The sequence below is a fragment of the Pontibacter korlensis genome (assembly GCF_000973725.1).
Lineage (GTDB): Bacteria > Bacteroidota > Bacteroidia > Cytophagales > Hymenobacteraceae > Pontibacter > Pontibacter korlensis.
On record NZ_CP009621.1, the window covers coordinates 1,889,748 to 1,911,290 of the forward strand.

Below are 21,543 nucleotides of genomic sequence, written 5' to 3' on the forward strand. Positions count from 1 at the left end.
GCCAAACCTAACCTACCTAAACCTCATTAAAACGATGCAACTGAAACAAAAAGTCGTGGCGTTTGCGGCTTTGCTGCTGTTGGGCAGTAATGGCTTGCTGGCGCAGAACGATAAGCTGGAACTAAGCGTGGAGAAAATCATGCGCGATCCGAAGTGGATCGGCACCTCCCCAAGCAATGTGTTCTGGTCTGAAGATGGAAAGAAGATCTACTTCTACTGGAACCCGGAAGGTAACCGCCAGGATTCACTGTACAGTGTAAGCGCCGATGGCAGAAACCTGCAGAAAGTAAGCCCGCAGGAGCGCCGCAACCTGCCAGCACAGCGCGGTGTATACAACCGTGCCGAAACCAAAAAGGTGTATGAGAAGAACGGAGACATCTTCCTGTATGACATCAAGAGCGGAAAAGCGCAGCAGGTAACCAATACCGTAGAGCGCGAGAGCAGTCCTGCCTTTAGCCACAACGAGCAGAAGGTGGTGTACATGAAAGACGGCAATCTCTTTGCTTGGGGCATTGGCAATGGGCAGACAGTGCAGCTGACTGATTTCAAGAAAGGTAGAAAGGCAGCGGAGGAAGGCAAAAATGCGCAGCGTGACTGGCTGAAAGAGCAGCAGTTGGCGTTGCTGCAGATTGTGCGCGACCGCAAAACTGATAAGGATGCAGCCGAAAAGCAGCAGAAGCTGGATAGCCCTGATCGTCCGAAGGAAATTTATGTGGAGGACAAGGTTGTAAACAATGTAACGCTCGGGCCAAACGAGCGCTTTATTACTTATCAGCTTATCTCTCGGCCGAAGAATGCTAAAGTGGCCATCGTTCCCAACTTTGTTACTGAAACCGGCTACACTGAAGACATCAATACCAGAACTAAGGTTGGAGATGCTCAGAACGGCTATGAGTTCTTTGTGTACGACACGCAGCGCGACACAGCCTATGCAGTGCTGATGAACAATGTGGAGGGCATATATGATCAGCCGGCGTACTTGCTACAGCAGGAGGCCAAGGCTAGTGTTTCTCCAAGTACTACAGATAGCAAAACTAAAAAGCCAGAGCCACGTGCAACAGCCATTTATGGCCCGTATTGGTCTGATAACGGAAAGCATGCTGTGGTGGTAGCCCGCTCTGCCGATAACAAAGACCGCTGGATACTGAAGCTAAACCCATCTACAGCTGAGCTTACTGTGCTGGACCGCCAGCGTGATGAGGCATGGATTAATGGACCAGGTATAAGCTATGGCCCAGGCGAAATTGGTTGGATGCCTGATGGCGAAAGTGTGTGGTTTCATTCAGAAGAGAGCGGATACTCACATCTTTACGCTGTGAACGTGAGCAGTGGCAAGAAGAAAACCCTGACCAGCGGCAAGTTCGAAGTATCGGACGTGCGACTGTCAGACGACAAGAAGAATTTCTACTTTACAGCTAACAAGGTGCACCCGGGTGAGAAGCATTTCTACCGTATGCCAGTAAACGGAGGAGAGATGGTGCAGCTTACAAGTATGACTGGTGCCCATGAAGTAGAGCTGTCACCTGACGAAAAGAATTTGGCTATTCGCTATTCTTATAGTAACAGGCCATGGGAGCTCTATGTGATGAATAATAAGAAAGGAGCTAAACCCAAGCAAGTTACCAACTCCCTGACGGATGAGTTCAAGTTATACGATTGGCGTGAGCCGGAAGTAATTACCTTTAAGGCTGAGGATGGTGCTGATGTGTATGCACGCTTGTACAGACCGGAAAATCCACAGCAAAACGGACCTGCTGTAATCTTTGTGCATGGGGCAGGATACCTGCAGAACGCCCACAAGTGGTGGAGCAGCTATTTCCGCGAGTACATGTTCCACAACTTCCTTGCTGACCAAGGTTATACTGTACTGGACATAGACTACCGAGGCAGTGCAGGTTACGGCCGCGACGTGCGTACAGGCATCTACCAGTTTATGGGCGGCAAAGACCTGAGCGACCATGTAGATGGGGCTAAGCACCTGGTGGAGAAGTATAACGTGGATCCGAAGCGCATCGGTATTTATGGAGGCTCTTACGGAGGGTTTATAACTTTGATGGCCATGTTTACTGAGCCAGATGTGTTTGCTGCTGGTGCTGCATTACGCTCTGTAACCGATTGGGCTCACTATAACCATGGCTATACTTCTAACATTCTGAACACGCCACAAACCGACAGTACGGCTTATGCAAAGAGCTCCCCAATTTATTATGCCGAAGGGCTGAAAGGAGCTTTGCTTATCTGTCATGGCATGGTTGATACTAATGTGCACTTCCAGGATGTAGTACGCCTGACGCAGCGGCTTATTGAGCTAGGTAAGGAAAACTGGGAGCTCGCTGTTTACCCTGTAGAGGACCATGGTTTTACCGAGCCAGCCAGCTGGACCGATGAGTACAAGCGAATCTACAAGCTATTTGAGGAGAACCTGAAAGAGAAAAAATAAGAGCAGTTCTGCTTAAATTTCAAGAGCGTGTGGTGCGAAAGTGCCACACGCTTTTTTGCTTTATAAGCTTGTCAATTTAAGATAAGTATAGTGGTACACAAATACTTGAAAAATATAAAATCTGTTGATCCCACAAATGTTTGCTAGACTGATTTTTGGTTGATCTGAAATCGGGTAAAGAGCTAGTGAAGGTCAAATTTTGTGCATGATGATAGGATGTTTTAACACCATAAAGGGAAAATTATAAATTGATTTACGCAAAGTATAAAGGACTAGATTGCAGTGTTTTAGCTTCGAAAAAAACAGATAGGTTTCTTGAAAAAGGCTGTTAAGATGTTTAGATGCAGCATTTTTTTAAAACCTGCTGCTATTGTGTTGCAACATTGAGCTATATTTGAGAAACAACTATAATCTATTTTACCAATCAATCTAATCTAGCTTTATGAGAAAAGTTCTATTATTTGGTTTGGTGATGTTCCTAACGTTTGTTAGTCAGGCGTGGGCGCAAAACCGAACCATCACAGGAACAGTTACGGATGCTGGTAGTGGGCAACCATTGCCAGGGGTGAACGTGGTAGTGAAGGGGACTACTGTCGGTACATTTACTGGCACCGATGGTACTTATACCGTTGGTGTTCCTACTGAAAATGCTGTAATTCTGTATTCATTCCTGGGTTATATACCTCAGGAGATCAGCTCAGCTGGTAAAACCACAATAAACGTAAAACTGTCTGAGGATAGCAAAGCACTGTCTGAGGTGCTTGTTGTAGCCTATGGCACAGCCGATGAAAAATCTTTCACTGGCTCTGCTTCAGCTGTGAAGGCAGAGGCAATCGAGAAGCTACAGGCTAACGACGTTACCAAAGCACTAGGTGGTTTAACACCAGGTGTACAGGTGGTTCAGAATAGCGGACAGCCTGGTGCAACTGGTCAGATCCGTATCCGTGGTATTGGCTCTGTGGCATCATCATCTACTCCGCTTTACGTAGTTGACGGTGCGCCATATTCAGGAGACTTGAATGCAATCAACCCGAACGACATCGAGTCGATGACTGTATTGAAAGACGCTAGTGCGGCTGCTCTTTACGGTTCACGTGCTGCTAACGGTGTAGTGGTTATTACAACTAAAGGTGGTAAGGCTCCTAAGAAGCCAACTATTACCTTCGGTGCAACTTATGGTATCTCTGACTTTGCTGTTAAAGATTACGAGACTGTTAGCTCTGACAAATACTATGAACTAACCTGGGAAGCGTTAAGAAACGACGCGGTTGCGGATGCCTCTAAATGGGAAGGCAAATTCAACTCACCAGAAGAGTACGCTACTAAAAACGTTGTAAGCCGTATTGCCGGTGGATCAGCTAATGGTCAGCAGTACAACCCATTCAACGATCCAGAGCCAGTAGGCCTTGACGGTAAACTGAAGAGCGGTCTTACTGCTGCTTGGGAAGATGACTGGAGAGATGCCCTTTACAGAAGAGCTGTTCGTCAGGAGTATGATTTCGGTATTCAGGGAGGTAACGAAAAAACAAATTACTACTTCTCAGGTAACTACCTGAATCAGGAAGGTGCTTTCATTACTTCTGGTTTTGAGCGTTATACTTCTCGCCTGCGCGTAAGCTCACAGGTTACTGACAAAATTAAGTTTGGCGTAAACGCTTTGATCGCTAACACAGATCAGAACGCTCCAACTTCAAGCGGAACATCTTTCAGAAACGTAGTTTCTTGGGGTAGAAATATTTCTTCTGTGTATCCAATCTACAGAAGAAGAAATGCTGATGGTACTTTCATTGAAAACCCATCTGAGTTCGACTTCAATCCAACCCGCCCTTACGGTGGCAACAGCAACCCTGTAGGTACTACAGAGCTGGATATGCTTAAGCGTAATGTACTTACCTGGAGCTTGAACACCTTTGGTGAGGTTGAGCTTCCGTTCGACTTAAGATACAGAACTACTTTCGCGCTTACTGGCAATAACACAAAAGACTTTACTTTCTACAACCCTAACTATGGCGATGGTGCCGGTGTAGGTGGTCGTGGTACACAGTGGAGAAGCTCTTTTGTTGAGTACACAATCAACCATATTCTAAGCTACAGCAGAGCATTTGGTCAGCACCAAATCGACGCATTGGGTGGTTTCGAGGCATTTAACTACAAGTATGATTACATGTATGGTCAGAAGACAAACTTTCTTGCTCTCCCTGGCTTAACTGAACTTGACAATGCTTCTACTATTAACGCTCTGAACAGCCAGTCTGACAGACGCTCTCTACTGAGCTACTTGGGCCAGGTTAACTATAACTTCCAGGACAAGTATTACCTGTCTGGTTCATTCCGTCGCGATGGCTCGTCTCGTTTCCACACAGAAAACCGTTGGGGTAACTTTTTCTCAGTTGGTGGTTCTTACAGAATCTCTCAGGAAGATTTCATGAGCGGATTAGCTTGGGTTAACGATGCTAAGATTCGTGCCAGCTACGGTACTTCTGGTAACGAAGGGTTGCTAAATTCTGGTGGCGAGTCTGACTACTATGCTTACAGAGGTCTTTATCAAACAGGCTACAGCGACCTGTCTGCACCAGGCATCATCCTTGATAAACTGGAGAACCAAGTACTGTCTTGGGAGAAGCAGGCTGCCTTTAACGTAGGTGTTGACGCAACGATCTTCAACAATGTTGATGTTTCATTAGACTACTATAGCAGAACTTCAAAAGATTTGTTGTTCAACAAACCACTGGCTCCTTCAACAGGCTTTACCTCAGTGTTCGACAACCTGGGTGCCATGAGAAACAGAGGTGTTGAGGTAAATGTAGACGCTCATATCATCAATGGAGAGAACTTCTCTTGGAGTGCGAATGTGAATGCTGCTCATAACCAAAATGAACTTACAAAGCTGCCACAGGAAACTATCTTGATGGGCACAAAGCAGCTTAAAGTAGGTCGCTCTATCTATGACTTCTTCATCCAGGATTTTGCGGGTGTTGATCCAGCAACAGGTTTGAGCCTGTGGTACATGGATGTAAAGGATGAAAATGGGAATGTTATCTCAAAAGAGACAACCTCTGATTATAACAAAGCTTCTCGCTACTATGTAGGTACAGCTCTGCCAGATATTACAGGTGGTGTTACAAACAACCTGCAGTACAAGAACTTTGACCTGAGCGTGTTCTTTACTTATAGCATTGGCGGCGAAATCCTGAACACTGACTACAGCGGCCTGATGCATGGTGGCGACAGAGCTGGTACTAACTGGAATGAAGACATTCTGGATAGATGGCAGCAACCAGGTGACGTGACAGATGTGCCAAGATTAGGTACTTCTCAGTCTCTGAACTCTAACTCTCAATCTTCTAGATTCCTAGTGGATGCTTCTTACCTGCGCTTGCGTAACGTAACGCTTGGTTATTCACTTCCGAAGAGCCTGCAGGAGAAAGTTGGCCTTAAGAACGCAAGAGTGTTTGTACAAGGTGATAACCTTTGGACACTGTTCAATACTCCAGGCCTGGATCCAGAGCAGAGCATAGATGGTATTACTAACAGCCGTTTCCCTACCCAGAAGACTATCTCTGTAGGTGTGCGTGCTACTCTGTAAGATTTAATTTTAGTAGAGAAAAATGAAAACCAAAAATATAAAGTTTGTTGCAGCTATACTTGGTGCTACACTGAGCTTAACTGCATGTGAGAAAGATTACTTAGAGGTTGTGCCTTCCAATGCTGTGTCTTATGATCAGGCATATAGCACCAAAAGTGGTATGGAGGCTGCACTGACAGGTATCATTCGCTTGATGCGTCAGGCACCTGTTAACCAAGGTTCAGTAAGCCACGACAGTTACGGGGTACCTTCCCTGATGATGACGTTTGACGTGATGGGGCAGGATATAATGGCAAACACTAACTGGTATGTATATCAGTATGAGTTAGATAACAAGGCGTCGATCTACCGTGGTACCCGTATCATCTGGGGTCACTCTTATAACCTGATCACGAATGCGAACAACATCATTGCTAATGCTAAAAACCTGCCAGATGCTACTGAAGCAGAGAAAGCATCTTTTGTGGGTGAAGCTAAGGTAATCAGAGCGTTTGCTTACTTCAACCTGGCTCGTGTTTATCAGCATACTTATTTGAAAGATAAGAATGCTTTAGCTGTTCCGTTAATGCTGGATCCTGCAACGCCACAAACAGAAGGTAAGGAGAGAGCTACGTTAGAGCAGGTATTCACTCAGATCTTGGCTGACCTTAATGATGCAGAGCAAAACCTAACAGGTTCTCGTCCTAGCAAGAGCCGTATCAACAAAAACGTTGCTCAAGGCATGCTAGCCCGTGTTTACCTTGAAATGGGAGAGTGGGCGAAAGCTGCCGAGTTTGCTGCAAAAGCACGCGAAGGCTATCCGTTGATGTCTGCTACTCAATACAAAGCAGGCTTTAACAACTACAGCAATCCGGAATGGATTTGGGGTCTACCTCAGTCTGCTGACCAGAACAACGCTTATGCCTCATTCTACTCTTTTATAGATGGCCGTTATACAGTAAACGAAAACGGAAGCCGGGAATATGCTCGTAGAGGTTATAATAACCTTCGTGCTAACGATGAGTTCGTTGAGCTGTTTGATGAGAATGATGCACGTCGTGAATTCCAGGAAGATGAGAGTGCCTTTACAACTAACAGTGAAGGTGAGAAAATCTGGAACCACGATCGCTTCACCATTACAAAATTCAAGGACCTTGTAGACTTAGGTGGTCACATTGTTCTGATGCGTTCTGCTGAGATGCTACTTATCGAGGCTGAAGCTAAAGCTCAATTAGGTGACTTTGTAGGTGCTCAGGAGCTGCTGCTAGAGCTGCGTCAGAACCGCTATACAGATGCTGCTGTAGTGCTGCCAACACTTAATGCTGGAAATGCTCTTCTGGAAGAGATCTATGTAGAGAGAAGAAAAGAGCTTTACGGCGAAGGCTTTGGACTGTTTGATATCAAGCGTCTTCAGAAGCCACTGGTAAGAGAGGGTAACCATACAGCTAAAGAGGGAGTTACTCCAGCTAACTCTGATCTGTTTATCCACCAGATACCACAGGGAGAGATGGATGCTAATCCAAATATGGTGCAAAATCCGTAACAGGATTCTTTGATTATAGAGGAAGGGGCTGTCCAAAAAGGGCGGCCCCTTTTTCATTTTCTCCTCTTTTGCTATTTTAGTAGGTATGAAAAGGCGCAACGTTGTTTTCAAGGAGCAGCCGGGCCACCAGGTGGTCCTGTTCCCCCAAAGCATCGGAGACCGCATCCCGGAAGGCCACCCGGTGCGGCTCGTGGACCGGGTGGTCGATGAGCTCAACATCGACCGCATCATAGCCACCTACAAGGGCGGGGGCACGAGCAGCTACCACCCACGGATGCTCTTGAAAGTGCTCTTCTACGCTTACCTGAACAACATCTACTCCTGCCGCCGCATCGCCCGGGCCCTGGAGGAGAACATCCACTTCATGTGGCTCTCGGGCGGCAGCACCCCCGACTTCCGCACCATCAACGACTTCCGCTCCCGCCGCCTCAAGAACCAGATCCAGGACTTGTTTGCCGAGCTGGTGCGCCTCTTAAACCGCCTGGGCTACGTGAGCCTGGAGACCCAGTACGTGGACGGCACCAAGCTGGAGGCAGCAGCCAATCGCTACACCTTCGTGTGGCGGGGCTCAGTGGAGAAGAACAAGCAAAAGCTGGAGACAAAGATCAAGGCCGTGCTCTCGGACATCAAGCAGGCCATCAAAGAAGACAGGAAAGCGCCTCAGGAGCAGCCGCCCGAGAAGGTGGACGCCCAGCGCCTGAAAGAGGAGATCCGCCAGCTCAACGAGCGCGTGGCTGAGCTGGACAAGCAGGCCCGCAAGCAGGTGGCCAAACTGGAGAAAGAGCACCTGCCGCGACTACAAAAATACGAGGAGCAGCTAGAGAAGCTCGGTGAGAGGAACAGCTATAGCAAAACAGACGAGGATGCCACTTTCATGCGGATGAAAGAAGACCACATGAAGAACGGGCAGCTGAAGCCCGCCTACAACGTGCAGATCAGCTCCGAGGGCCAGCTGATCACCAATTTCTCTTTGCACCAGCGCCCGGGCGACACGGCCACGCTGATCCCGCACCTGGAGCAGTTCCAGGCCCATTACCAGCGGCAGTCAAAAGAAGTGGTGGCCGACGCCGGCTACGGCTCGGAGCAGAACTACGCCTGGCTCGAAGAGCACCAGGTAGAGGCCTACGTCAAGTACAGCTACTTCCATCAAGAGCAGAAGCGCAAGTTCAAGAACGACATCTTCCACGCCCAGCACCTGTACTACAATGAGCAGCAGGACTTCTTCGTCTGCCCCATGGGCCAGCGCCTGGAGCGGGTGGGCCAGTACACCCGTACTTCTGAGTTAGGTCATGTCTCCTCTGTCACCCGCTATGCTGCCCGCCGGTGTGAGGGCTGCCCGCTGCGGGGGCAGTGCTTCAAGGGCAGGGGCAACCGCATGATCGAGGTCAACCACCGCCTGCGCCAGTTAAAGGCCCGGGCACGGGAGCGGCTCTTGAGTGAGGAGGGAATCCGCCACCGCAAGCGAAGGGCCATTGAGCCCGAGGCTGTGTTCGGGCAGGTGAAGAGCAACAACCGCTTCACCCGCTTTAGATTGAGAACACTTGCCAAAGCCGAGGTGGACTTTGGCCTGGCGGCCATGGCCCACAACCTGCGCAAAATAGCCCGCAAGGGAGTGAAAGCCTTCCGGCAGGCCCTGGAGAGGGGCGCCTCCGGCCTTTCCCAGCAGCTAAAACAGCCAACTGCGGCTCATACCGGCCTGCTGGACCAGCTGACTACCATTTTCAGCCCGAGAAGAGCCGTTTTCCAGCTGGCCGCCTAAAAAACAAAATCAACCGGATAAACCAAAAGAGGCTGCCCTTTCCGGACAGCCTCTTTTTTGTTGGTTGATGCTCAGAAAGTATAAACTAGTGCCATGCCATCGTACAGCTGAGTACTTTCCGGCAATAGCGAAATGCGTGAGTCCTTTCTGTGTAGTTCTGGCACAAGTATACCTATAGCAGTGCCTACTCCATATCCCACAAGGTTATCGCTAAGGAAATGTTTGCCAGCCCTCATGCGCAGATAAGCTACAGTGGCTGGAACAGTAGCTGCGGCAGCCCATATAAACGGACGTGCCGGAGAGTCAGGGTTGAAGTCGTGGTACACCTTGGCCAGGAAGAAGGTGGCCGCGGCAGTGGCAGCCGTATGTCCGGCATAGAAAGAGTTTGTTGCTTGCTTATCTGTGCGGATACCTATTGGAGCATCTTCTGTATACAGGTAAGGGCGCTTTCGTGCTGTAAGGCCAGCGGTCATACTATACAATCCTCCGGCAATCGAAAGCACCTGCCCATAAAGCAAGTACACCTGTGGTGCATTTTGCTTAATATCATTATCCAGTAATAAGGCCAGAGGAGCTATAAAAGAGCCATAAAAGAAATAGTCGCTGGTATTCTCTGCACGGGTGCTGTAGTTGCCAGCTACAAACCTGTCAAAGCTGTTAACATCTTCTTTCCTCAGCCCAGCTAGCTCAGTCTCGGTTACTCTATCTTTATTCTCTATTAGTATATTTCCTGCTACTGTGGCACCTATACTTCCTGCCACTACAGCCCCATCGCGAAGCCAATCGGTTTTATAGGGCGAAGCAGAGCCATCTTGTGCCTTTATGAAAAGAGGTATGAAGACAAAAGCCAAGATGAGCCACAGCTGCCGTTTCATAATTAGAAAGTATAGGTCATGAGTGCGCCGTTGAAGTATCTACCGGATACAGGCACTAGGCTAATGTTGCGCTTGTTGTTCTTTTTGTGGAGTTGCGGCACCAGAATACCGGCCGCTGCACCCATGGTATAGCCTAACAAATTATCGCTCAGGAAGTGCTTGCCAGCCTTTAGGCGCAGGTAGCCTACAGTGGCAGGTATGGCAGCGGCGGCAGCCCATACATAAGGGCGGGCAGGCGAATCAGGGTTAAAATCGTGAAAGATCTTAGCCGCGAAGAAAGTGGCACTTGCAGTGGCAGCAGTATGGCCAGCATAGAAGGAGTTGCGTGCGTTGGCGTCATTCTTTTCCGAAATATCGACCTCATCACTATAGACAAGAGGGCGCGTGCGCTCCACATTACCGTTTGTCATGGTAAAGAAGGCTCCCGTTACAGCCATTGTCTCTACATACAGCACCAATACCTGGCCGGCCTTGTTACCAACATTGTCGTTTAGTAGCATCAGGAAGGGTGTGGCGAAAGAACCATAAAAGGGAAAGTCGCTGATTTTTTTTGCACTCTCTGAGTCATAACCCGCTGAAAATCGGTCAAAACGGTTGACATCATCCTTCGATAAGGCCATGATCTGTTCTTCCGAAAGTCCACTTTTATCCTGCATCAGAGACAGACCATAAGCACTCAAGCCCATGCCCGCCGCAATAATGGGGGCATCTACTTTAAAACTCGTTTTGTATGGAGAGTCGTCTTGAGCGTAGAGGTTGCCTGACAAAAAAGTGAAAATACAAACTATGGTTAATATGCGCTTCATAAAGGGTAGTTTCGAATGTTACAATTTTTGTAGATGAACGCGGCATAATTTTAAAAGGTTGTGCCTGTGCTCCAGCAGCGTCTCTACTTAATAGCACAGTCAAAGTATAAATTTTAGGAGTGTAACCTTTTGTGCCTAAAACGCTACAAGCCATTGTGCAGGCCTGTTATTCAGTTTCAAGTATGGCAGAATTGTCTTAGCTTTGTATCCGCTGCCAGAGGGGGCAGCCGGTTTATACTTTGTACCTAAACCCACAGAAGAAATGCCTTATTTATTTACATCTGAGTCTGTGTCGGAAGGACACCCAGATAAAGTGGCCGATCAGATTTCGGATGCCCTTTTAGATGAGTTCCTTAAGCAGGACCCACAGTCTAAAGTCGCCTGTGAAACGTTGGTGACCACTGGCTTGGTAGTATTGAGCGGAGAGGTAAAGACAGAAGCTTACGTAGACGTGCAAAAGGTGGCCCGAGAAGTGATCAAACGCATCGGTTACACCAAATCAGAATATATGTTCGACGCAGATGCCTGCGGCGTTATATCTGCCATACATGAACAGTCTGCTGACATCAACCAAGGAGTAGAGCGCTCTAACCCGGAAGAGCAGGGTGCTGGCGACCAGGGAATGATGTTTGGCTATGCCACTGACGAGACGGATAACTACATGCCGCTCGCGCTAAGTATATCACACCTGTTGCTGCAGGAACTTTCTGCCATTCGCAAGGAAGGAAAGGAAATGACGTACCTTCGTCCTGATGCTAAATCGCAGGTAACTATCCGCTACAGCGATAACCATGTGCCGGAGAAAATTGACACAATTGTTATATCCACACAGCACGATGAATTTATAGCTGCAGAGAGCAATACCCCGGAGGCTAAAGCTGAGGCAGAGAGACAAATGGTGGCTAAGATCAAAGAGGATGTAGATAATATCCTGATCCCACGCGTGCTGAAGCAGCTGCCAGAGCGTATCCAGAAGCTGTTCAACTCTGAGATAACTTATCATATCAACCCAACTGGTAAGTTTGTTATAGGTGGTCCTCATGGTGATACCGGCTTAACAGGTCGTAAAATCATTGTAGATACCTATGGTGGCAAAGGTGCTCACGGAGGTGGTGCTTTCTCTGGTAAGGATTCTTCTAAAGTAGACCGTTCTGCAGCTTATGCGGCACGTCATATCGCTAAAAACTTGGTTGCGGCTGGTGTGGCAAGCCAGGCACTGGTGCAGGTAGCTTATGCTATTGGTGTAGCAAAGCCTGTAGGCTTGTATGTAACCACGTATGGCTCAACTAAGGTGAAGGATGCTAATGGCAACCCGATGAGCGATGGTGAGATTGCTGAGAAAGTAAACAAGTTGTTCGATATGCGCCCTTATGCTATTGTACAGCGCTTTGGCCTGCAGAACCCGATCTTCTCTGAAACGGCTGCCTACGGACACATGGGTAGAACACCGGGTAAGAAGTTGATAGAGGTTTCAGTGAACGGAACAAAGGAGGTAAGAGAGTTCAATACCTTTACCTGGGAGAAGCTTGACTACGTTGACAAAATCAAGGCTGAATTCGGTTTATAAACTAAACTAGACTTACACAAAGAAGGGGGCTGTCCAAAAAGGGCAGTCCCTTTTTCATTTATTCGCCTTTTGCTATTTTAGTAGGCATGAAAAGGCGCAACGTTGTTTTCAAGGAGCAGCCGGGCCACCAGGTGGTCCTGTTCCCCCAAAGCATCGGAGACCGCATCCCGGAAGGCCACCCGGTGCGGCTCGTGGACCGGGTGGTCGATGAGCTCAACATCGACCGCATCATAGCCACCTACAAGGGCGGGGGCACGAGCAGCTACCACCCACGGATGCTCTTGAAAGTGCTCTTCTACGCTTACCTGAACAACATCTACTCCTGCCGCCGCATCGCCCGGGCCCTGGAGGAGAACATCCACTTCATGTGGCTCTCGGGCGGCAGCACCCCCGACTTCCGCACCATCAACGACTTCCGCTCCCGCCGCCTCAAGAACCAGATCCAGGACTTGTTTGCCGAGCTGGTGCGCCTCTTAAACCGCCTGGGCTACGTGAGCCTGGAGACCCAGTACGTGGACGGCACCAAGCTGGAGGCAGCAGCCAATCGCTATACTTTCGTGTGGCGGGGCTCAGTGGAGAAGAACAAGCAAAAGCTGGAGACAAAGATCAAGGCCGTGCTCTCGGACATCAAGCAGGCCATCAAAGAAGACAGGAAAGCGCCTCAGGAGCAGCCGCCCGAGAAGGTGGACGCCCAGCGCCTGAAAGAGGAGATCCGCCAGCTCAACGAGCGCGTGGCTGAGCTGGACAAGCAGGCCCGCAAGCAGGTGGCCAAACTGGAAAAAGAGCACCTGCCGCGACTACAAAAATACGAGGAGCAGCTAGAGAAGCTCGGTGAGAGGAACAGCTATAGCAAAACAGACGAGGATGCCACTTTCATGCGGATGAAAGAAGACCACATGAAGAACGGGCAATTGAAGCCCGCCTACAACGTGCAGATCAGCTCCGAGGGCCAGCTGATCACCAATTTCTCTTTGCACCAGCGCCCGGGCGACACGGCCACGCTGATCCCGCACCTGGAGCAGTTCCAGGCCCATTACCAGCGGCAGTCAAAAGAAGTGGTGGCCGACGCCGGCTACGGCTCGGAGCAGAACTACGCCTGGCTCGAAGAGCACCAGGTAGAGGCCTACGTCAAGTACAGCTACTTCCATCAAGAGCAGAAGCGCAAGTTCAAGAACGACATCTTCCACGCCCAGCACCTGTACTACAATGAGCAGCAGGACTTCTTCGTCTGCCCCATGGGCCAGCGCCTGGAGCGGGTGGGCCAGTACACCCGTACTTCTGAGTTAGGTCATGTCTCCTCTGTCACCCGCTATGCTGCCCGCCGGTGTGAGGGCTGCCCGCTGCGGGGGCAGTGCTTCAAGGGCAGGGGCAACCGCATGATCGAGGTCAACCACCGCCTGCGCCAGTTAAAGGCCCGGGCACGGGAGCGGCTCTTGAGTGAGGAGGGAATCCGCCACCGCAAGCGAAGGGCCATTGAGCCCGAGGCTGTGTTCGGGCAGGTGAAGAGCAACAACCGCTTCACCCGCTTTAGGTTGAGAACACTTGCCAAAGCCGAGGTGGACTTTGGCCTGGCGGCCATGGCCCACAACCTGCGCAAAATAGCCCGCAAGGGAGTGAAAGCCTTCCGGCAGGCCCTGGAGAGGGGCGCCTCCGGCCTTTCCCAGCAGCTAAAACAGCCAACTGCGGCTCATACCGGCCTGCTGGACCAGCTGACTACCATTTTCAGCCCGAGAAGAGCCGTTTTCCAGCTGGCCGCCTAAAAAACAAAATCAACCGGATAAACCAAAAGAGGCTGCCCTTTCCGGACAGCCTCCTCTGTTTTTTACTTATAAAGAATGGCTATGTTAGTAGCCAATAGGTTCTTTGTTCATAGTTGGTTAGAGAAATTTATTCTCTAATGGGCCATTTGTTTTTCTTTGAATTTTTTCAGCTGGCGACGCATGGCCTCTACGGCAGCATCGGCAGCAGCCTCAAAAGAAGGGGCGTCCTCCTGAGAGAATAGGGTGGCTCCAGGTACAAACAGCCGGACTTCAACAGTTTTGGTATCAGTATTACTGTTGTTATGCCTCATGAATACCTCACCATCAATGATCCTGTCGTAGAAGGTTTCCAGCTTATCCACTCTGTGCTGTATAAAATCTGTAAGCTGTTTGTCAGCCTCGAAGTGGATGGAATACATCTGTAGCTTCATAGTCTTTACAATTAAAAGTTAAACTTATCATGCTTTGGGATGAGCTTTCTCAAAAATCGATTTGAGCTGCTCAATGGAATTGTGCGTGTATACCTGCGTCGCCGCCAGGCTGGCATGCCCCAGTAAATCTTTGATAGCATTCAAGTCGGCCCCCTTGTTAAGCAAGTGCGTAGCAAAAGAATGTCGCAACACGTGCGGGCTGCTATGTTCGGAGGTGGTAATCAAGCTAATATACTTTTTAACGACGCGATAAACGAATTTCGGATAAAGAGGACGAGCTTTATTAGTAACGAGCAATTTTACCGAATTGTTATCTCCAAAAAGTCGAATTTTTTCGTTTTGATAGGCATCCAAAGCAAGCAATAATGAATCATTGAGCGGCACAATACGCTCCTTATTACCTTTGCCTAACACACGGACTGTTTTGGCTCGAAGTTCTATGTCGGAGGGCTCTATGTTTATCAGTTCGGCAAGGCGTATACCTGTGCCATATAAAAACTCCAGAATCAGCCTGTCACGCTGCCCCTCAAAAGTATCCTCAAAAGTAAAGCTGTCAAGCAGGTTATTGAATGGCTCTTCCTGTACAAAAGCCGGAAGCTTTTTAGTGGCTTTGGGAGCTTTAATGCGCAACATGGGATTCACCTTAATCCGCTCCTGTGCCATCAAGAACTTATAATAGGAGCGTAAGCAGGCAATCTTGCGGTTAATAGAGCGCGGCTTAATGTTTTGCTGCACCAAGGTTAATATCCAGGAGCGGATAATTGTGTGATCGGCCTCGGCGGCATCGGTAATCTGGTATACCTGCTGCAAGTAATCGGCAAACTGACCCAGATCGGTATGATAGGAGGTAAGGGTGTGCGGGCTATACCGCTTTTCGTACTGTAAGTACTTAAAAAATAATTCCATAAATTAGTATACCTGACTAGATAGATCAGGTATACTAATTTATGGAAAAATAAAATATCTTGTTAGAGATACTAGTAGTTTTGGTCAGCAAACAGCTGCTGCTTGTATACAGCTCTTTCCTTTTGCTTTCTTCTGGCAATTGATGGCTTCTCAAAATAAGCTCTTGAGCGCAGTTCTTTCAAAACGCCAGTTCTCTCGAATTTCTTTTTGAATCTCTTCAAAGCACGGTCTACAGACTCGTTATCTTTTACGTTTACAATAATCATATTTTTCCTCGCTTCTCTTTGAATTTAGGGTTGCAAATTTAAACAAGCTTTTACTTAAAAATCAACTTATTGGCTAATTATTTATTAACCAAGGGAAGTTTATTTTAAAAAGCAGGGGAGAAGCGTCTGAATTGCCTCTCTCAGCTTTTTTATTTTAGCAAAGCTCTTGATATAACAAGTTTTTGTATCTCGCTTGTTCCCTCGCCAATAGTGCAAAGCTTTGCATCGCGGTAATATTTTTCGGCCGGGTAGTCTTTCGTAAAGCCATAGCCGCCAAAAATCTGTACCGCCTCGTTGGCTACTCTTACAGATACTTCTGAGGCGAACAGCTTAGCCATCGCCGACTCTTTGTTTACATTCAGGCCACGGTTTTTCATGTCAGCTGCCTGGTAGGTTAGCAGCGAGGCAGCTTCAACCTCCGTAGCCATATCCGCTAGCTTAAAGGCAATGCCCTGGAAGCTGGAAATTGGTTTGTTAAACTGCTGGCGCTCTTGTGAATAAGCCAAAGCAGCGTCTAACGCACCCTGCGCAATACCTAGTGACAGTGCTGCAATAGAAATACGGCCGCCATCCAACACTTTCATGGCCTGTACAAAGCCTTCGCCTACCTCACCAAGAACCTGGTCCTTATGCACACGGCAGTCCTGGAAAATAAGTTCTGTAGTCTCAGAGGCGCGCATGCCCAATTTGTCTTCTTTGCGGCCAGCGCTAAAGCCCGGCGTTCCTTTTTCGATAACGAAGGCTGTCATGCCATGGGAGTCGCCAACCTCGCCGGTGCGTACAATTACTACTGCCACGTTGCCCGACTTGCCGTGGGTAATAAAGTTTTTAGCTCCGTTTATAACCCAGTGGTCACCATCCTGTACTGCCACAGTGCGCATGTTGCCTGCGTCTGAGCCTGTGTTAGGTTCCGTCAGGCCCCAAGCCCCTATCCATTCGGCAGTTGCTAGCTTAGGCAGGTACTTTTGCTTCTGCTCTTCATTTCCAAACTGCAGGATATGGCCGGTGCACAGTGAGTTATGAGCGGCCATCGACAAGCCAATAGAGCCATCAATTTTTGCCAGCTCGGCAATAGCCGTTACATACTCCAGGTAACCAAAGCCCGAGCCGCCATACTCCGTTGGCACTAGTACGCCCATCAGTCCCAGTTCGCCCAGCTTTTTGAAGACGTCCACCGGAAACTCCTGCGATTCGTCCCATTCCCTCATTTTAGGTTTAATGTGCTTAGCACCGAAATCCCGAACCATGTCCGCAATCATGCGCTGGTTTTCAGTAGTTTCTAATTCCATTTGTAGTTTTGGGTTGTTTTAAGGTGATATGCGCTGTATAACGGTATAGAACTATCCGTTGTTTACAAAGCTATAAATTTGAGGTAATAACACAATCAGCTATATAGTTTTAAACGTATGTAAAAGAGGCTACTGCGAGGGCGAAGCTTTATTTTGACATAGACTTTAATTTCTGTTATTTTGGAGATTGTTTGCTGTGCTGCCCTTTGCAGCAGGGCCACAGGAATCCATGCTAGCAAGATGATACAGTTTTTGAAGAACCTGTTTGGAGGGAGCGATCCTGTTCTGGAGGTCTCGCTGAGGGAGCTCGGTGTGGATATGCATTCGCATATACTTCCGGGCATCGACGATGGGGCAGACAGTCTGGAGCATTCGCTGGAGCTGGTGAGGGCCATGAAGGAATTAGGGTACCGAAAACTGATCATGACACCCCACATCATGAGTGACTTCTACAAGAATACACCGGAGATCATTCGTGAGAAGCTGCAACTGCTGCGGCAGGCTGTGAAAAACGCAGGCATTGAGATAGAACTGGATTGTGCAGCGGAATATTACCTGGATGAGGGATTGCTGGATAAGCTTGATAATAACGAGGAGTTGCTCACTTTTGGCGATAACTACCTACTGTTCGAGACATCTTTCCTGAATGAACCCCTGAACCTGCGCGAAACTATCTTCAAGATGCGTTCCAAAGGGTATCAGCCGGTACTGGCGCATCCGGAGCGGTATACTTACTTCTACGGCAAGTTTGAAGAACTCGTAGCCCTTCGGGAGCTAGGAGTAGTGTTTCAGCCAAACCTTAACTCGCTTGCCGGTTATTACTCGGCAGGGGCCAAAGACGTAGCCGAGCGGCTGGTAGAGCAGGGATTCGTAGAATTTTTGGGCACCGATACTCATGGCATGAAGCATATTGCCACGCTACACAAAGTACTCAGCACAAAGCACCTGGTTAAAGCTCTGGCGCTACCATTGCGCAACAGGCAACTATAGTCATCACTTCTTTTACACTTTATACTTCCACACATCATGGTATTTGTAACAGGCGGCAGTGGCCTGATCGGCAGTTTTTTGATTCCTGAGCTTTTACGGCAGGGGTATCAGGTAAAAGCTATTTACCGCGGCAGCATACCTGCTATTGCCGGTACAGACCAGGTGCAGTGGATAGAAGGCGATATTCTGGATCCTGCTTTGTTACGTGATGCACTGGTAGGTGTAAAGTACGTGTTCCATTGTGCCGGTCTGGTTTCTTATGCGCCCCAGGACGAGGAACTGCTGAAACAGGTAAACATTGAGGGCACTGCCAATGTTGTGGATGCCTGCCTGGAGACCGGAAGTATAAAGCTTTGCCACGTGAGCTCTATAGCTGCTGTTGGGCGACCTAAAAATACGGAAGTGCTGACAGAGAAAGCTAAGTGGGACCCGGCTGCAGATTTGTCGGCCTACGCAAGCTCTAAATATTTAGCGGAACTAGAGGTGTGGCGCGGTGTGGCAGAGGGGCTGGATGCTGTGGTGGTGAATCCTTCCATCATACTTGGTCCTGCCGACTGGAACCGCAGCAGTACTCAATTATTCAGGTACGTTTATAATGAGCGCTCCTTCTATACTGACGGCGAGGCAAACTTTGTGGATGTGCGCGATGTGGTGAATGCCATGCTGCAGCTAACCTTCTCGGAAATTTCAGGAGAAAGGTTTATCTTGAATGCAGAGCGAATGAGCTACAAAGCCTTTTTCGAGAAAGCGGCAACGTGCTTTGAGAAGAAAGCGCCTAGTAGAAAGGTGCCGCCAATGCTGGCCGAGATAGTCTGGCGTTTGGAGCACGCGCGCTCCTGGCTAACGGGGCGCCGACCGCTCATTACCAAGGATACCGCACGGGTCGCCAGAAAGACGCACTTCTTCAGTAATGACAAAATCAGGAAAGCTTTAGGATTTGAGTTTAGACCTGTTTCTGAATCAGTGAGTTGGGTATGCCAGGAACTGCAACGGCAAATAACCGGCGGTAGGCTGCAAAAGGCCAAATAAACTATTTGCAGCGTTAAAATGTAGTAAGGGAAAGGCTGTTTTTATACAGCTTGTTGGATACCGGAGATGAAAGAAAACTTTGACGAACACAGCGAAGAGCTGGAATTGATACAGCGTTTCGAGCGTATGCTCGGAAGCAATGAAACGGCATTTTTTGACCTCACAGACTTTGAGTATATCATTGACCATTATACCGCAAACTTTGAGTATAAAAAGGCCTTGGCTGCCTGCGATTCTGCTCTGGTGCAGTACCCGTTCTCTACGGATCTGCAGATAGATAAGGCGCAGCTATTGGCCATGTCAGGTGATTTTGATGGCGCCCTTGAGCTGATAAATAAGGTGGCTGAGGTGGAGCCAGAGAATGCTGATGTGCAGCTTACGAGAGGTATTGTCTATACCCAGCGAGGAGAGTTTCGCGATGCTATAGATTACTTCAAGAAAGCCCTGGCCTATGCCGATGACCGTGACGATATATACTTTAACATTGGCCTTGCTTACCAAACCTGGGGTAAGGTGGCCTCTGCTATAAAATACTATAAGAAGTGTGTGGAGCTGAACCTGGAGAACGAGGCGGCGATGCAGGAGGTGTTGTATTGTATGGATGTTACCAACTCCATAAATGAGCACCTGCCTTTCTTCCAGAAGTTCGTGGATGATGACCCATACTCTTATGTAGCCTGGTTTAACCTGGGTAACGTGTATAACAAGCTCGGAGCCTACGATAAAGCCATTGCTGCTTACGACTATGCCACCATCATTCGCCCAGACTTTATCACGGCATACAATAACATGGCGAATGCCTTGGTATACCTTGGCGAGTACAGCAAGGCTATCGAAGCCTTCAACGCTATGATAGAGCATGGGCAACCAAACGCAGAGATATACTGCAATATTGGTGAGTGCTATGAGAAGCTGCAGCAATGGGATTTGTCGCGCCGCTACTACCAGAAATCTGTAGACCTGGATCCTGAAATGGATGAGGCATGGTTTGGGATAGGTGTGATATTGGATTCGCAGGGCAACTGGTATGAGGCGGTACACTTTTTTAAGAAGGCGGTAGAACTGTACGATGACAGTGCCGACTACTGGGTAGCGCTGGCTGCTGCAGAATACCATGTGGGGCATGTGGTATCGGCGCTGGAAAGTTATGAGCGTGCCTCTGAGATACGCCCCGACGATAAAAATATATACCTGAACTGGTCAGTTATACTTTACGAGCAGGGTAATTTTGAGGAAGCCACAGATATTATTTTAAATGCCATAGAGCTGCAACCACGGGAGGCAGAGCTGTTTTACAGGGCTTGTGCCTATATGCTTTCTGCAGGAAAATACCGCGAGGCTTATAATTATTTGGAAAATGCTTTAATTTTGGACTTCGATAAACACAAGCTGCTGTTTGAGTTCTTTCCTGAACTGGAGTCACAGCGAGCATTAGCCCGATTAATTGATCAGTATCGCAAATAAAATCACATGAACTATACGCTGAATAGCATTCCGGAGCGTGCGGAGAAACCACGCGAACGAGGCTTTACCATGGCCATGGACAAAGGGCTTAGCATTCGGGAAGTAGAAGACTTTCTGGAGGTAGCCGGAGATTATGTTGACATTGTAAAGTTAGGTTGGGCTACGTCTTACGTAACGCCTAACCTGAAGAAGAAGCTGGATGTGTACCGTGCAGCTGGCATTCCGACCTACTTTGGGGGTACATTGTTCGAAGCTTTTATTGTTCGTAACCAGTTCGACGATTACCGCCGTGTGCTAGACAAGTATGAGATGACTTTTGCTGAGGTATCAGACGGTTCTATCGAGATGCCACACGAAGAAAAGTGTGAGTACATTACTAAACTGTCTGAGCAGGTAACAGTGCTGTCAGAGGTAGGTTCTAAGGATGCCGAGAAAATCATCCCGCCTTACATGTGGATCAAACTGATGAAAGCTGAGCTGGAAGCCGGTGCGTGGAAGGTGATTGGTGAGGCTCGTGAGGGTGGTAACGTTGGCCTTTTCCGTTCTACTGGTGAGGTGCGCAGCGGCCTTGTGGAGGAAATCCTGACACAGATTCCATTTGAGAAGATCCTTTGGGAGGCTCCGCAAAAGGCACAGCAAGTATGGTTTATCAAGCTTTTAGGAGCTAATGTAAACCTTGGTAATATTGCTCCAAGCGAGGTTATTCCGCTGGAGACTATTCGCCTGGGCTTACGAGGCGATACTTTCGACCACTTCCTAGATATTGAAAAACCTTGCTAGAAGGTTAAAGTATAAACACAAAAGTATAAATTGCCCGTCGGTTTGGCCGCACGGGCAATTTCCGTTTTAGCGC

General features: G+C 48.5%; 14 protein-coding genes and 2 pseudogenes. 10 read left to right on the forward strand and 6 right to left on the reverse strand.

Annotation, left to right across the window (positions count from 1 at the left end; all coding sequences use genetic code 11):
• Positions 1–34 precede the first annotated feature (34 nt).
• From PKOR_RS08100 to PKOR_RS08115, 4 genes and pseudogenes are all read left to right on the forward strand, one after another.
• On the forward strand, positions 35–2,440 hold the full coding sequence (locus PKOR_RS08100; protein ID WP_046310111.1) for a prolyl oligopeptidase family serine peptidase: 2,406 nt from the start codon (positions 35–37) through the stop codon (positions 2,438–2,440).
• Between the two features lie 442 nt (positions 2,441–2,882).
• Positions 2,883–6,026 (forward strand): SusC/RagA family TonB-linked outer membrane protein, encoded by a 3,144-nt coding sequence (locus PKOR_RS08105; protein WP_046310112.1) that lies wholly within the window; start codon positions 2,883–2,885, stop codon positions 6,024–6,026.
• Positions 6,027–6,048: 22 nt separating this feature from the next.
• Positions 6,049–7,548: a RagB/SusD family nutrient uptake outer membrane protein gene (locus tag PKOR_RS08110; protein WP_046310113.1), complete on the forward strand. Its 1,500-nt coding sequence runs from the start codon at positions 6,049–6,051 to the stop codon at positions 7,546–7,548.
• Between the two features lie 85 nt (positions 7,549–7,633).
• Positions 7,634–9,157, forward strand: a pseudogene (locus PKOR_RS08115) (IS1182 family transposase); the annotation flags it as partial.
• 221 nt (positions 9,158–9,378) lie between these two features.
• On the opposite strand, the gene PKOR_RS08120 reads toward PKOR_RS08115, so the two are convergent.
• Both PKOR_RS08120 and PKOR_RS08125 read right to left on the reverse strand, forming a co-directional pair.
• Positions 9,379–10,182, reverse strand: a complete 804-nt coding sequence (locus PKOR_RS08120; RefSeq protein ID WP_046310114.1) for a phosphatase PAP2 family protein — start codon at positions 10,180–10,182, stop codon at positions 9,379–9,381.
• A 2-nt stretch (positions 10,183–10,184) separates the two neighbouring features.
• The gene (locus PKOR_RS08125; RefSeq protein ID WP_046310115.1) at positions 10,185–10,988 is read right to left on the reverse strand and encodes a phosphatase PAP2 family protein; all 804 of its coding nucleotides are present in this window, start codon (positions 10,986–10,988) and stop codon (positions 10,185–10,187) included.
• A 262-nt stretch (positions 10,989–11,250) separates the two neighbouring features.
• On the opposite strand from PKOR_RS08125, the gene metK reads away from it, so the two are divergent.
• Positions 11,251–12,555: a methionine adenosyltransferase gene (metK, locus tag PKOR_RS08130; protein WP_046314248.1), complete on the forward strand. Its 1,305-nt coding sequence runs from the start codon at positions 11,251–11,253 to the stop codon at positions 12,553–12,555.
• Positions 12,556–12,641: 86 nt separating this feature from the next.
• Positions 12,642–14,165: pseudogene (locus tag PKOR_RS08135) on the forward strand (IS1182 family transposase); the annotation flags it as partial.
• Positions 14,166–14,449: 284 nt separating this feature from the next.
• Here the strand turns inward: PKOR_RS08135 and hpf are convergent.
• The 4 genes from hpf to PKOR_RS08155 form a co-directional block, all read right to left on the reverse strand.
• Positions 14,450–14,746 (reverse strand): ribosome hibernation-promoting factor, HPF/YfiA family, encoded by a 297-nt coding sequence (gene hpf / locus PKOR_RS08140; protein WP_046310116.1) that lies wholly within the window; start codon positions 14,744–14,746, stop codon positions 14,450–14,452.
• 27 nt (positions 14,747–14,773) lie between these two features.
• Positions 14,774–15,652, reverse strand: coding sequence for a tyrosine-type recombinase/integrase (locus PKOR_RS08145; RefSeq protein WP_046310117.1), 879 nt, complete (start codon positions 15,650–15,652; stop codon positions 14,774–14,776).
• Positions 15,653–15,723: 71 nt separating this feature from the next.
• The gene (rpsU, locus tag PKOR_RS08150) at positions 15,724–15,918 is read right to left on the reverse strand and encodes a 30S ribosomal protein S21 (protein WP_046310118.1); all 195 of its coding nucleotides are present in this window, start codon (positions 15,916–15,918) and stop codon (positions 15,724–15,726) included.
• Positions 15,919–16,067: 149 nt separating this feature from the next.
• Positions 16,068–17,207, reverse strand: coding sequence for an acyl-CoA dehydrogenase (locus PKOR_RS08155; protein ID WP_046310119.1), 1,140 nt, complete (start codon positions 17,205–17,207; stop codon positions 16,068–16,070).
• 240 nt (positions 17,208–17,447) lie between these two features.
• On the opposite strand from PKOR_RS08155, the gene PKOR_RS08160 reads away from it, so the two are divergent.
• The 4 genes from PKOR_RS08160 to PKOR_RS08175 all read left to right on the forward strand — a co-directional run bounded on the left by PKOR_RS08160 (position 17,448) and on the right by PKOR_RS08175 (position 21,470).
• Positions 17,448–18,197, forward strand: a complete 750-nt coding sequence (locus tag PKOR_RS08160) for a tyrosine-protein phosphatase (RefSeq protein WP_046310120.1) — start codon at positions 17,448–17,450, stop codon at positions 18,195–18,197.
• 36 nt (positions 18,198–18,233) lie between these two features.
• On the forward strand, positions 18,234–19,226 hold the full coding sequence (locus tag PKOR_RS08165; RefSeq protein WP_052738772.1) for an NAD-dependent epimerase/dehydratase family protein: 993 nt from the start codon (positions 18,234–18,236) through the stop codon (positions 19,224–19,226).
• Positions 19,227–19,292: 66 nt separating this feature from the next.
• Complete coding sequence (locus PKOR_RS08170; protein ID WP_046310122.1) at positions 19,293–20,690, forward strand: tetratricopeptide repeat protein; 1,398 nt, start codon at positions 19,293–19,295, stop codon at positions 20,688–20,690.
• A gap of 6 nt (positions 20,691–20,696) precedes the next feature.
• Complete coding sequence (locus tag PKOR_RS08175) at positions 20,697–21,470, forward strand: phosphosulfolactate synthase (RefSeq protein WP_046310123.1); 774 nt, start codon at positions 20,697–20,699, stop codon at positions 21,468–21,470.
• Positions 21,471–21,543 lie beyond the last annotated feature (73 nt).